Origin of the sequence: Stieleria sp. (genome assembly GCF_041595215.1) — a bacterium.
GTDB classification, from domain to species: Bacteria; Planctomycetota; Planctomycetia; order Pirellulales; family Pirellulaceae; genus Stieleria; species Stieleria magnilauensis.
The window spans coordinates 1-14482 of record NZ_JBFHKV010000081.1; the positions used below are offsets into that span (position 1 = coordinate 1).

A 14482-nucleotide genomic window follows, 5' to 3' on the forward strand; every position below is an offset into this window, starting at 1 on the left:
CCGAAGGCGTCGTCGGGGTCAACTGGAACGCCAAAATCATGGCGCTCAAGTTTATCGGTCGCGGCGGAACGGGGCGGACGTCGGGGGCCGTCGAAGCGATTCAATACGCCAACATGATGAAACGCGACTACGGAGTCGACATCCAATTGACCAACAATTCCTGGGGCGGCGGCAGCTACTCGCAATCGCTGTACGATGCGATCGAAGCCAACCGCAGTCAAGGGATGTTGTTCGTCGCGGCGGCAGGGAATGATTCCGAGGACAACGATACAACGCCGCACTATCCGTCCAGCTACGACCATGACAACATCATCGCGGTCGCATCGATCACCTCTTCGGGATCGCTTTCTTCATTTTCAAACACGGGACCGACCACGGTGGATGTGGGTGCCCCCGGCTCGAACATCTACAGTACCGTGCCGGGCGGCCAGTACGGCCGCAAGAGTGGAACGTCGATGGCCAGTCCACACGTTGCCGGTGTTGCCGCATTGGCGTGGTCGACGGACAAGAATGCGAGTTACACCAAGGTTCGTGACGCCGTCCTTGGCGGTTCGGTCGCCTTGCCATCACTCGCCGGCCAAACCGTCACGGGAGGATTGGTCAATGCCTTGGGCGCTGTCGAGCGGATGGGGTTCTTCGCCACCGCCGCGTTTCCCACCGAGTCTCAATTGCTCGACGTCGCTCCCACTCAATTCACGATCGATTTTTCCGACGCGGTGAATCTGGCCAGCGTGAACGCGAGTGACTTGAGAGTCAATTCGATCCCGGCGGACAGCTTTTCGTTTGTCGATAACGATACCGTTGAATTTCATTTCAGCTCGACACCGGTGACCACCGAAGGCGCACAGACGCTTTCGATCACCGCCGGCACCGTGGCCCAGGCATCGAGCGGCGCTGGAGTGGCCGGATTGGACAATACGTTTTATTTCGATCCGACGCCGCTGCGTGTTGCAAGCACGACTCCCGATGCCGGCGGGCTGCTGTCGGTGTCCGCTCCGGCGCTGACGATCGACTTCACCGAGCCTTTCTCGCCCGGTTCGCTAACACATCAAGACATCGTGCTCAGCGACGGCCGTGTGGACGGCTACACGATCCTGGACAACGACACGGTCCGCTTTACCTTCGCCGAACTTCACAACGAATCCAACCTGTCCGTTTCGATTGCACCCGGCGCGATCACCGACAGCGACGGTTTTCCCATCGAAGGATTCTCGCGGACCTACGTGCTGGATCTCAGTTCGATCGATCTCGCAGACCGCTTTAAGACAGTCGGAGCACCCGGAGTTGGTATCCAGGCCGCAACGGTTCCCGGGCTCTTTCATGACGCGGGTGACAGCGACGAATACTCGTTCGAGATGGAAGCCGGGCAGATTGCCGGCATCCGGGTGACACCTCGAACGGGCACCCCGCCGAATGCCAGCCACGCCGACTTGAGAGTCATCGACCCGAGCGGATCGCAAGTCGTGCTCGCCTCGGCCGCACCCGGCGAACCCACGCTGCTGTCAAGCTTTCGGGCCGCCAACGCGGGCACCTACCATCTCTCCGTGGAGAACGCGGCGTCGACGGCCGGTCAATACGAATTGGAGGTCCGCGTGGGATCGGCCATCGAAACCGGCGACTCGGCGGCGTCCGGCGCGGGCGGCAATGACTCGCTGGCCAACGCGGAGTCAATCGAGTCTGCTTGGGTTGCCGGCCCATCGCACGATCAAGTGACCGTCAGTGGAAGTCTCGATGACAGCTTGACGTCGGACTGGTACCGGTTGAGCCCTCCCGGCGGCTCGCAGGTTTCGTTTCTGCTGCAATTGCCCGAAGAATCTGAAGTCTCGCTCTCATTGCACCGGAGTGACGGATCCACGATCGCGACCGGCGTCCGCGACGGGGACGCGTTGCAAATCGACGCGGAGCAGTACACCGTCGGCCAAGATTGGTTTGTTCAGATTAACGGTGTCGGTCCAGCCGACTATGTGTTGTCGGCAATCGTCGACGCGAGTTTTGAACAGGACCAATCGGGCGCTGACCGCAACGGTTCGGTGGTGAACGCGCAAGCCTTTGGCAGCACCGATCGGATCATCGGACACGTCGGTGGAACGGGCTCGTCAGGCCCGGGAATCGGCATCCAATCGCAATCGATCGAAAGCGAGCCAGTCACGGAACTGATCTCGCTTGATTCTGCTCCCGAGGGAGATCAAATCCGCGACGTCATCTACACGCCTGATGGCCTGCACTACTTGATCGCACACCCCTACAGCCACAACGTGCTGGTCTATGAATCGTCGACCGGTAACGTTGTCGCGGACATTGCGACCGGCCGCGCGGTTGATGTCGAAGTGACGCCCGACGGTGCCTATGCTTTGACCGCCAACACCGACAGCGGAACCGTCTCCGTCATCGACCTGGCCAACTTCACGAAGCTCGCCGACATTCCCCTCTCGGCCTCGTGGCCGTATCGCGTGCACGTCACATCCGACAGCGGTCAAGCGATCGTGGCCAGCGGCGACGACAAGTTCGCCGTCATCTCGCTCGCCGCGATGCAGGAAACCCGCGCGTTTTCCGTTCCCGGCCACGGACAGATCTCCTGGCAAACAGGCTTTGAATCGGAACGCTTGTTGCGCCGCTACAGCGACTTCGTGATCTCGGGTGACGATCTCAAGATCGCGATTCCGGTCTTGATCGACGGTGACGGATCCGTCGACATCTACCAGCTCTCGACGGGGAACCGACTGGCGTCCATCGCGGTCCCCAACGGCAGGCCAACTCTGGCGATCAACTCCGATCGATCAAGGGTCTTTGCGACCAGTCGAAACGGCGTGACCGACAGCACCATCACCGAAATTGATTTGTCGACAAACGTCAAGCTGCGCGACATCGCCGGTCCCGACCTGTGGGACGATGACACGTTGCTGACGCCTGACGATCAATACCTGGTGGCGGGCGGATTCAATGCGCTCGTTTTCATTGATTTGGCCGATGGGTCGGTCAGCAGTTCGATTGACCAAGGATCGACCAAAGCCTTTGCCTTGACCCACGACGGCCAATTCATTCTCTCGCGTCAAGTGATCGATGTCGCCACGCAGACGAAAGTGGGCAATCTGCCGGCGTTCTTGTGGCACGAACTGGCCGTGACCAGTCCGACCGAATTGAAAGGGATCCAAGCGTCGACCTTTGCGGATGAAGATTACACGGTCATCGACCTCAGCGGATCGACACCCTCCGTGCTGGCCGATCGCACGGCCGGGGCGGCGGACGAAGGCGACACGGTGATGGGAATGCAGCTTTCGGCGGATCAGACCATCGCCGTCACCGCCAACTTGGATTCGAACAATCTATCCGTCATTGATTTGGTGACCAACACGGTCACCCGCTACATCGACCTCGGCTTTGAACCGAACAGCCTGGCGATCACGCCCGACGCGACCTATGCCGTGGCGGCATCATCCTACGAATCCAACAATCCCGTTGCGTTTGTCAACTTGGTCACCGGTGCCGTCGAGGCAACTTTGCCGGTCAGTACGCGACCGCGCGACGTTGCGATTTCGAGCGATGGCGCGAAGGCCTATGCCGTCTCGACCGGTTCGAACGACTCCGACGCGATCCACTTTTTTGACGTCAACGGTGCCGCGACACAGGCCACAAGCGTCTTGCCGGTGGGCAACACCGCGAACGGCACGACGTCCTCCTTCACGCGTTTGACGCTGTCTCCCGATGGCAGCATCTTGGCGGTTCCGGTTTCACGAGACGGCGAACTGGTGCTTGTCGATACGGCCGGTGAGACCGAGATCGCCAGGGTCCGCGCCGGTTCATTCCCGACCGAAGCCCTCTTCTCGCCGGACGGAAAAGTCGTCTACGTGCAGAGCGAGAACGGCGGTTCGGTGACATCGGTGTTGATCGATGGCGCCAACACGTCGATTCGCGGAACGGCGAACGGCTTAGAACGGAACGTCGCCATGACTCTCGATTCGTCGGGCGACTACCTGTACGTCGCCGGACGCGACACCAGCGCAATGGCGGTCTTGTACGTGGTCGACGCGTCATCGATGGATCTGGTCAAGACGATTGATCTGGGCGTCCAAGGGTCTCCCAGTCGACTTGTTCGGGTCGACGATTCGATCCAAGTGGTGATCTCGCCTTGGGGCTCTACCGATGTCCCCAACGGATTGCCCCAAGACGTTCTGATTCGAGTCTTTGCCGATGGGCCGAATTCATCGCTCATCGACCAGACGACGCTCGGCGGACAATCCAGGTTGATCCGACACAGTGATTCACTTCGCAAGACGGTCGTCGCCTTGCATGATGTCGATGCGTTGCAACTCGTTGACTACTCGGGCGTCGATTATGGCGACGAAGATTATTTCCGCTTCCTCCCGCAAGTCGGCGACGAGGTGACAATCCATCTGCAGGTGCCTTGGACCGAAACGGGTTTGATCGACAACCCGTTGGACGTCGGATTTGAAGTGCTCGGGCCGGGTGGATCATCGCTGGGCACGATTCTCCTGGACGCCAACGTCGAAGATCAATTTCAATTCACCGCAACGAGTGATGCCTCGCACACCGTGCGTGTGTTCGCGCGGAACTTCACGTCCGGCGAGTATCTGATTGCTCTTTCAGGGGTCACCGAAGCAGACACGGGGATGGACTTCGGTGATGCCCCCGCTCCGTACCGAGTCCTGGATTCCCAAGGCGGCGCGAAGCACGTCGCGACCGGGCCTCGACTCGGCGCGAAACGGGACGGAGAGGCCGATGGGGTGCCGTCGGCGCAGGCCGATGCGGATGACTTGGCCGGCGAAGACGATGAAGACGGTGTCACGCTGGAGAACCTGCAAGTCGGATCGAATACAGCGTCCATCGTGGTCGACGCGCAAAACATCAGCGGACAAGCTTTCATCGACGCCTGGATCGACTTCGACCATGACGGGGTCTGGGCTGGAGCGTTTGAAAGGATCGCCGATTCGGTTCCGGTCACTCAGGGAATCCACACGATCGAGTTCAGTGTGCCACCCTCGGCGGCGGGCAGCGACACTTACGCGCGGGTCCGCATCAGTTCGACCGGCCAGTTGGCTCCCGGCGGCGAGGCGAGTGACGGAGAAGTCGAAGACTATCGCGTTGCCATCCTTCCGCCGGCCGCCTCGTCGACCGACTTCACACGCGAGATCATCTTCGAAGATGCGAACGTCCGGGGTTCGCGTCTTGCCGCAGTCGACCTGGACGGCGACGGTGACACGGACGTCGTCTTTCCCGACGGACCGTTTTCAAATTTGGTCTGGCTAGAGAATGACGGAACCGGCCAGTTCACATCCCGACAAATCAGCAGCGGCCTCTCCGCGACCCGAGTCGCCGTAGGTGACATCGACGGAGACGGACACGTCGATATCGTCGCGGCGTCACCCTTCTCGAACAAGGAAGTCGCGTGGTTCCGGAACGACGGCGCCCAGAATTTCCAAGAGATGACGATTGCCTCTGGAATCACTCAAGTGGAACAACTGGTGCTGGCAGATTCCGACCAAGACGGCGATTTGGACGTGTATCTGATGACGTACCGATCCGACGCGACCGTTTTACACTTCGAGAATCAGGGAGGCGTCTTCGTCGCGCAGACGCTGCTGACAAACGTCTCGGCTGCAAACATGGAAGTGATCGACGTTGACCGAGACGGCGACTTGGATATCGTTGCCGGCGATGACGGACTCAGCTGGTTCGAAAACACCGCCACCGGGTTCAATCAGGTCGTGCTTGACGCCGGTTTTTACTCCCAGGTACATGCGGTCGATCTGGACAGAGATCATGACATCGACATCGTTGCCAGTGAAGGTTCGGTGCTGAGACTGTTCCTCAACGATGACAACCAGGCGTTCAGCCAAGTGGTCATCGGCAACGTGTTTGCCCCGCGGGCGATCCGTAGCGGCGATCTCGATGGCGACGGCGACACGGACCTGGCCTTCGCTTCGCAAGGCGGCAGCCCCACCGCTCCCCACACGCATTTGTGGCTGGAAAACCAAGGCAATCAACAGTTCGTCCGACACTTGCTGGCCGAAAAACCGCTTGGCGGCAGCGACTTGATTCTTGCCGACTTTGATGGCGACGCCGATTTGGACATCGCATCGGATCGCTATCCCAACGGAATGCATTGGTTTGAAAACATCAACGGCATCGCGCCCCAATTACTTGCTCAGACACCGGTGGCAGGGACGGCCATGGTCGATCCGAGTGCGAACTTGGCGTTGACGTTTGACGGTGACGTTTCCAAGGGTGCCGGAGATATCCGCATTTTCTTGGCGAGCGACGACTCGGTCCTTGCGACGATCGATGTCAGTTCACCGTCGGTGACGATCAACGGCAACGTCGTCACGATCGATCCTCCACAGGACTTGCCGATCAACGCCGCCGTCTACGTCCTGGTCGAGCCGCGCGTGTTTCGAGACGGCGATGGTGACGCGTTCCAGGGCATCACCGACGAGCGTTGGACGTTCGAAACGGCCGACACCGGTGTCGATTTCGGTGACGCACCGGATACGGCCAGTGGCGTTGGCCCCGGCGATTATCAATCCGTCGCCGCCGACGGTGGCCCCTCCAACATCCTCACACCCGGACTGTACCTCGGCTACTTTGCCGACGGGGATGACGGGACGAACCAGAATGCCGTTGCGACGGCGGACGATCGCGATGCGGCTCGCGACGACGAAGACGGCGTGATGAGCCCTTGGGATTTGATACTGACGACCGGCGTCGCCCCTACCATTTCGGTGGTCGCGACGAATCTGACCGCCCAATCCGCCGAGTTGGTGGGCTGGATTGACTACAACCAAAACGGCCAGTTCGAACCGTCCGAGTCGGCGCAAGCCGTCGTCGGCATCGGTACGTTGCGGACACCGATCACGCTGACCTTTCCCGCCGTGCCGAGTTCACTGCAAAGTTCTACGGTGTTGAGATTGCGTTACGGTCACGACGTCAGTTCTGTCGGGCCCGTCGGCACGGGAACGGCGGGCGAGACGGAAGACCACCTTGTTTCCGTCCTGCAGCCCGGCCTGGGTTCGGGAGCGAACACCGTCGAAATTGCCGATCTGGTCGGCGGCGGTCCTGATCTGAGCCCCAATGACGCGTTCGGTTCATCGGTCACGGCGATCGGCGATGTGGATGGCGACGGCATCCATGACATCGCGGTCGGTGCGATGCAAGACGACGGTTTCCAATCCGACGCCGGCGCGGTTTATGTGCTGCTATTGAACGCCGATGGCAGTGTCAAAACGCTGCAAAAGATCTTGCCCGACGGGGCGGGGACCGCGTTCTATCGCAACAATCGCTTCGGCATCGGTGTCGCACCGGCAGGAGACATCGATCATGACGGGGTGCCAGACCTGGCCGTTCTCTCCCTCTCGCACGGGGGCAGCGGGACGAGTTCCTTGAGCATCGTGTTGCTCAATGCGGACGGTTCGGTGAAGGATCACGACGATCCGCGACTGTATCTCAATTTCGAATCGATCTCCGTCGAGAAGCTTGCCGCGATCGGGGACCTCAACGGCGATGGGCTGCCTGATTTCGCCGTCTCGGATGGCGATCTCAGTGTCACCGGTTCGCGCATCGGAGGCGTCCACATCGTTTGGGGCACCGTGAATGGGTCTGGTCTTCGCTCTCAATTGATCACCAACACGATCGGCAACGGGCCTGCCTACACGCCGGCCGACCGATTCGGCTCGTCGGTCACGGCGATCGGAGACATTGACGGCGACGGCATCATCGATCTGGCAGTCGGCGCCGAGGGCGACTCCACCTCGCATGCTTCCGGCGGCGCCGTCTACGTGTTGCGGATGAACATGGACGGAACGGTGAAAACCCACCACAAGATCAGTGAGTTGGATCTCCAATCACCTGTCCTGAAAGACTCCAGCAACTTCGGCTCGTCGATCGCGGCGATCGGAGACCGAGACGGCGACGGCGTCAACGACTTACTGGTCGGCGCCGCGCGTCACTCATTCAGCGGGGCTGCAAACGTGGGGGCCGCGTTCGTCGTCTTTCTCAATTCCGATGGAACCGTCAAGGGTTACACGGCGATCGGAGACGAAGCCGGCCACCCAGAATTCGCCACGCTCGAGTCGCTTGCGGCGATCGGGGACATCAACGGTGATGGGCAAATGGACTTGGCGTTTGGAAACCGTCGCGCCGGCGCCGGCAATGAAGGCTCGGTCAGTCTCATGTTTCTCGATGCGATCGCCGCCCCCACCGACATTCTCCTCTCCGTCGATTCGGTGGTGGAATCGGTCGACACCTCGCAAATGGATGTCTTATTGGGAACGCTGCAGACATTGGATCTGTCACCCAATGACACGCACGTCTATGAATTGGTCCCTGGTGAGGGAGATCGTCACAACGCGATGTTCCGCGTCGTCGGCGCCGAACTCTACCTGCGTCAGCACGCATTGATCGACTATACGTTGGACGACGTGCTGTCGTTGCGAATCAGAGTCACCGATTTGACCGATCAAAGCTTAGAAAAGTCGTTTGACATCCAGGTCTTGAACGTACCCGAAGTGATCAACGTCGACGTCAATGAAGGCCAGATGTCGCGTTCGCACCTGACATCGCTGCGTGTCACGTTCGACGGAATCCTGGCCGAACCGAACTTGGCCTCGGCGTTTCAGATTCACAACCGAGACCCGCTCAAGGCCGATCCGCAAACCAGCTTTTCCGTTGATCATTCGTCGGGGCGAACCATCGTAACGTTCGGATTCCTGTCGCAGTTGGTTGACAACGGGAACTATCAGATGGCAATCAACGGCAGCCAGGTTCGTTCCGATGTGGGGATTGTCATGGACGACGATTTTGCCTTCGGTGAATCGGCGACCGATCGATTCTTCCGGCTGTATGGTGATTCCGATGGAGACCGTGACGTCGACGGGCAAGACTACGGCCGGTTCGGCCGGAGCTTTCTCAGGGGCCTCGGAGACCCGGCCTACAACCCGCAATTCGACTCCGATTTGGACGGCGACGTCGACGGACAAGACTACGGCCGCTTTGGGCTGAACTTCTTGAAACGGTTGCCTTTCTAGAACGGGTGTCGATCACCTGTAGCACGGCCACGAGTGTTGGTGTCTTGCCTTCAGGCGCCCACTGTCGCTGCTCGGGACGTCAATTGTATTACTGAGCGACTTTTGGGCAGGCACCGCTCCGCGGTACACACCGCAGAGCGGTGCCACAACAAAGCCCGGAGTTGCGAAGCGCACTCCGGGTGGGGGCGCAGAGGACAGGGGAACCCCAGCGGGGTTCAACAAACGGCGCGGCACAATCCGGGGTGCGCAAACGGCGACGTGAACCAGGCGAACCGTGTTGCTGTGTTCAACCCCGTTGGGGTTGGCGGCCTGTTGGCGACAGGAACTTGGGGTGCGCGGGCGCGACCCCAAGCTTTGATGTGGCACGCCGCTCGGCGGGCGGGCCGTGGAGCACCACGTAGCCGATGCGGAACAGTGCAGCGACGATCCGGCTGCCGTCGGGTGAAAATTTTAAGTCACTGATCCAGGGTGATTCCAGATTGATGTCAACGTCCTGCCAGCGATCGAGTAGGTCAACGCGGCAGAGCAGGCGACCGGTTTCGACATGGCTGAACGCCACCTGGGTTTCTTTGTCGCCGCTGACAATCGTTTTTCCATCGGGTGAAAACGCGATCGATTCGATTTTGCTTTGGTGCGCGTAAATCACATGCCGCGTGGTGTAATCGTCGGTGTTCCAAATCCGTATGGTTCGATCGTCGCTGCCGCTGGCCAAGACGCCGCCATCGGGACTGAAGGCCAGGCAGTCGACCGAGTTCAGATGGCCACTGATTTGCATGGGGGCCGTATCGCGGTTTGTCAGGTCAAACCGGTAGAGGTCGTTTTGGACTGCGACGACGAGTGACGATTCCGTCGGCGAAATGGCAATCGATTTGCAGCTGTCGTTGAATCGATGCAGCACGTTGGGCGTTGAATCATCCGCCCTCCAGCGAAGCACCCGGCCGTCGTCGCCGCAAGAATACAGCGTGGCATCCTGCGCGGCGAAGGTCAGCGCGTGAACGGTTCCCTCGTGCTCTCGAAACGTTTTTTGGGGCCGCTTGGTTGCGAGGTCCCAAATTCGCACGGTCCCTGTTTCGTGTCCCGTCGCGAGATAATGACCATCGGTCGCAATCGCAATCGATTGAATGCGATCGTCAAGCACGTCGCTGGTTTGCTTGATGCCCGTGGCCAAGTCCCAGAACACCAAACGGTCATCGTCGACGACGACCAGCTGCGTGTCGTCGATCCAGACGGCTTGCGGTTCCAGGTAATTGGTTCCGGTTAAATGGCGGCGGAGCGGTTGGGCGGTCCAGCTGCGAACGGTGCCGTCGCGGCATCCGGTCACCAGGGTTTTGCCGTCGGGTGAAAAGTCCAGGGACCAGACGCGATCGTCATGGGCAACAAAAACTTTGGGCCAATGACGGATCACGATGTCGTCGTCATCATGGGCTTGTGGGTCATTCTTGAGCGTCCACGTTCGCACGATTCCTGATTTATCGGAGGACGCGAGGAGGTTTCCGTCGGGATGAAAGGCGATGTCTTGGACGTCGTCCTTGTGTCCGAACAAACGTTCGCGGACTTCGCCCTTCGTCGCATCCCACAATGTGATTTCTTGATTGACACGCCCTCCGGCGATCAGTCTTCCGTCAGGCGAAAACTGCAAACAGCGGATGAAACCTGGCGGACCGACGTCCAACTCACAGACCACCTTCCGTGTTTCCAGGTCATAGACACGGGCGGTTTGATATTGGTCGGCGGCGACACAACGTCGCCGATCAGGCGAGCAAACCAGACGCTGTTTGATGCCGTGGTGAATCGCTGTTTCGAAACCGGTGAATCGATCGATCGGTTGCAGCTCGGTCCGGTCCCACAGTTTGACCTCCGCAGCTTCACCGGACGACAGCAGCAAGTTGCCGTCCAACGCGAAATAGACTCGATGCACATGCCCCGAATCCGCTTTGGCTTTGGCGATCTCCCGTGCGGACTCAATCTCCCACAAGCGGATCAAGTGATCGTCACCGGCCGATGCCAAGGTCCGGCCATCGGGGGAAAGATCGATGCCGTTGGTGAAGGAGTCATGGCCCTTGAGTTTCTTGACCTGACGCAGCGTTGGGGCGTCGAACAAACGGATCTGCCCATTGTAGTGTCCGGTGACCAGAAAACGTCCGTCGTGGGTGAAACGCGTCACGCAGGTGCCGCTTCCGGGACCACTGAGTTGGGTGTGATGGACGGTGCCGAGATCGCGTAGGAACCACCATTCAAAACCACGCAGATCGGGGCCATCCGGTCGGGGGCGTTGACGATCAAGCAGATCGACGAAACTGCGGAGGTCGCCGTCGCGCAAGGCTTGCCCGGCCAGGCGAATATCCGAGGCATAAACGAGTTGTCGAGACAATCGGTCTCGCTGTTCGGCCAATTCGCGAAGGACGCGTTGCCGGGCCTCGGTCGCTTCGGCTTGGGCCAACGCCGCACGCGTTTTCTTCTGTTCGCGTCCGATCGCATCGAGTCGGTTTTGGGCCAGTTGTTCCGCGGCGGTCGCGCGAATGGCTTGCCACGTCGCGATCGATGCACCGCCGAGCAGTGAGAGCATCAGCAGCAGCGCGACCGAGATCGCTGCTTGATGTTGTCGAACCAGCTTGGTCAGCCGATACCACCGAGTGGGCGGACCCGCCGTGACCGCTTCGTGATGCTTGTATCGCCGAATGTCTTCGGCCAACGCGGCGGCGGTGGGGTAGCGTCGGTCCCGATCTTTCTCCAGTGCCTTCATCACCAGCCAATCCAAATCGCCGCGGACCGTACGGGCGAGTCGTTGGGGGGCAAGCCGACGCAAGTTCGCGATGCTGGCCGAGCGATCACCGAGTCTGACAATTCGGGAACTCGGTTTCATCGGTTCTTCGTCACGCAAGATACTGCGCAGTTCATCCACTCGGGCGTTCCTCAGCCGCCGACGGTCGAACGGTGTCGTCCCGGTCAATAGCTCGTAGAGCAGGACGCCCAGCGAGTAAACATCGCTCCGCGTGTCGATGTCCTGTGACGTCGCAGCCTGTTCGGGACTCATGTACAGCGGCGTGCCGAGCACTTGCTCGTCATGCGTTCGAATCAATCCTTGATCCAGTGATTGGTGCACCGCCTTGGCAACGCCGAAATCGATCACCTTCACCAGCGGACGGTGGTCTCCATGGGTCACCAGAATATTGGACGGTTTCAGATCGCGATGGATGATTCCTTTTTGATGGGCATGTTGGACGGCATGACAAACGTCACAGAAAAGATCCAGCCGTGCGGCGATGTCTAATCGTTGAGCGTCACAAAACGTCGTGATCGGTACTCCGTTGACCAATTCCATGACAAAAAACGGGCGTCCCTGATCGGTCATGCCGGCGTCGAAGACCTTGGCGATGTGCGGATGGTTCATCGCTGCCAATGCTTGGCGTTCGGTCTCGAACCGCGCGATCAGCTCGCGTGAATCCATCCCCGGTTTGATGACTTTCAACGCCACGTGGCGGCAGACCGGATGGGTTTGTTGGGCGACATACACGACTCCGAATCCACCCTCGCCGAGTGGTTCCCCGAGCGTGTACGGGCCGATCACCGTGCCCGGTCGGTCCACGCCCCTGGACACGACGCCGATGGTCTCGTCGAAGTCCAGTCGGAGGAACTCGCCGGCTTGCTGGTGCGCATCAAGCAACTGCTGAACGTCTCGATGCAAGGTTTCGTCGTTTCCGCAGACGCTGTCAAGAAACGCTTGCCGAGCGTCGTGGGTTTCAATTTCGATCGCGGCATGGAAGATGTTCTGCAGCCGATCCGATCCGGACATGTTTTCTGTTCCCTTGTGACGCAACTCTGGTTGTAGTAATGCTCCTTCGAGCGCGGGGTGGTGACAAAGAAAACGTCAGGATTTCTCGTTCGCCTGTTCGGCGACGGTGTTGCCTGAAATCGATCGGTACAGCCAAGCGCGGGCGAAGACCCAGTGGCGTTTGGCGGTCCGTGAGGAGATGCCCATCAGCGACGCGGCCTCGGCGAAGGTTTGGCCCGCAAAACAACGCAGCTTGACCAATTCCGCCGCCGTCGGCGATTGCTTGGCCAACCCGTCGAGGGCCTCGTTCAAATCCAAAATGTCACCGAACTCAGGTTGCCAGTGCATGTCGATGGTGGCATCCAAGGGAACCTTCTTGGCTCCCCCGCCCCGTTTGAGACGGCCGGCGTTGCGGGCGTGGTCAACCAGAATCCGCCGCATCGCTTCGGCAGCGGCGGCGAAAAAGTGCCCTTTGCCGTTCCACTGGCTTTCTCCCCAGGAGGCGGAGAGACGCACGTAGGCCTCGTGGACCAAGGCGGTCGGTTGCAGCGTGTGGTCGTCGCGTTCGGTCGCCATGCGAGCCGCGGCCAGTCGTTTCAATTCGTCATAGACGAGCGGCAGGAGTTCGGAGGCAGAGAGTTGCTCCGGCAGCTCATCGGGCTCGAATTGCCTTGTAACGTCGTTCATCACGCGAACGTTCTGACGTGGTGATTTCGGTGGATTGGGTCTGCTTGCGCCAGCGGCCATCCTAATCAATCACAGCAACGGATGTACAGCAGGCCCCCCGTGGTCCAGTGTCGATGTGAGAAGTTTCGTGATGGGTCAGCGTGGGACGGCACCCGAACGCTCGGCAGCGACTTTGCAAGAAACGCGAACACCCCTCAGGCAGGTGACGTGTGCGGCAAAGTCACCGCGGATTTCGCCGCTCGATGCCCAGTCTGGCAAAGAGCGGTGCGAGGCGTTGGTAGCATAGGCGTGCTGTCGGGATCGGTTGATAAGCGGGCTTTCGATGGACGTGTGAGCTGACTTCGACATTGACGAAACCGCAGTAGCCGGCGTCTTTCAGTACCGTCAATAACTGGCTGTAGTCGGTCTCGCCATCGCCGGGCAGCAAGTACTCGTGCTTTGCGGGCGTGCCTCGACTGTCTTTGACTTGGACGTAGGCCGTGATCGGTAGCAATTGTTTCAGCGTTGTCGCCAGCGAGAGTCCTTCCAGGGAAAAATGGCTGTAGTCGTACACGACCTTCAGCCACGGGCTGTTGATTTGTCGGTGGACCCACAGCGCCCGCTCGGGCGTGTGGACTGCGTGTGCGGCATGGGGTTTGAAACAGATGACGGTTTGGCTTTCGCGTCCGACTTCTGCCCAGTCGGATAACTGATCCACCAGTCGACTCTTCGTTTCGTCCCACTGATCCGTCTTGCCGGCGACGATCGACTGAACGACCGGCGGGGTTTCCGGGGCGAGGTCATGCGCCAACTCGGTCGCCCGTTTCAACCGCTCGAGGTTCGCGGCGTGCTGTTGATCCGAACGCAGGCAAGGCAGGCTGTCCAGCAATGACGGGACCGCCAAATTCAGATCACGGAGCTGCCCCCGAATCTCCGCACGGTCTCGTCGACCTAGCACCGTCGGTTCGGTGGGCCATCCGCTGAGCAGCGCAAATTCGATGCCGTC

At 59.9% G+C, this 14482-nt stretch carries 4 protein-coding genes; 1 reads left to right on the plus strand and 3 read right to left on the minus strand.

The window, feature by feature from the left end; all coding sequences use genetic code 11:
• The coding region (locus ABX749_RS05240) for an FG-GAP-like repeat-containing protein (RefSeq protein WP_372895069.1) at positions 1-9038 on the plus strand (9038 nt) is incomplete at its 5' end.
• Between the two features lie 286 nt (positions 9039-9324).
• On the opposite strand, the gene ABX749_RS05245 is transcribed toward ABX749_RS05240, so the two are convergent.
• From ABX749_RS05245 to ABX749_RS05255, 3 genes are all read right to left on the minus strand, one after another.
• Positions 9325-12831, minus strand: coding sequence for a protein kinase (locus tag ABX749_RS05245; protein WP_372895070.1), 3507 nt, complete (start codon positions 12829-12831; stop codon positions 9325-9327).
• A 75-nt stretch (positions 12832-12906) separates the two neighbouring features.
• Complete coding sequence (locus tag ABX749_RS05250; protein ID WP_372895071.1) at positions 12907-13497, minus strand: ECF-type sigma factor; 591 nt, start codon at positions 13495-13497, stop codon at positions 12907-12909.
• A gap of 220 nt (positions 13498-13717) precedes the next feature.
• Positions 13718-14482: sugar phosphate isomerase/epimerase family protein (locus tag ABX749_RS05255; protein WP_372895072.1), on the minus strand; the 765-nt coding region annotated here is incomplete at its 5' end.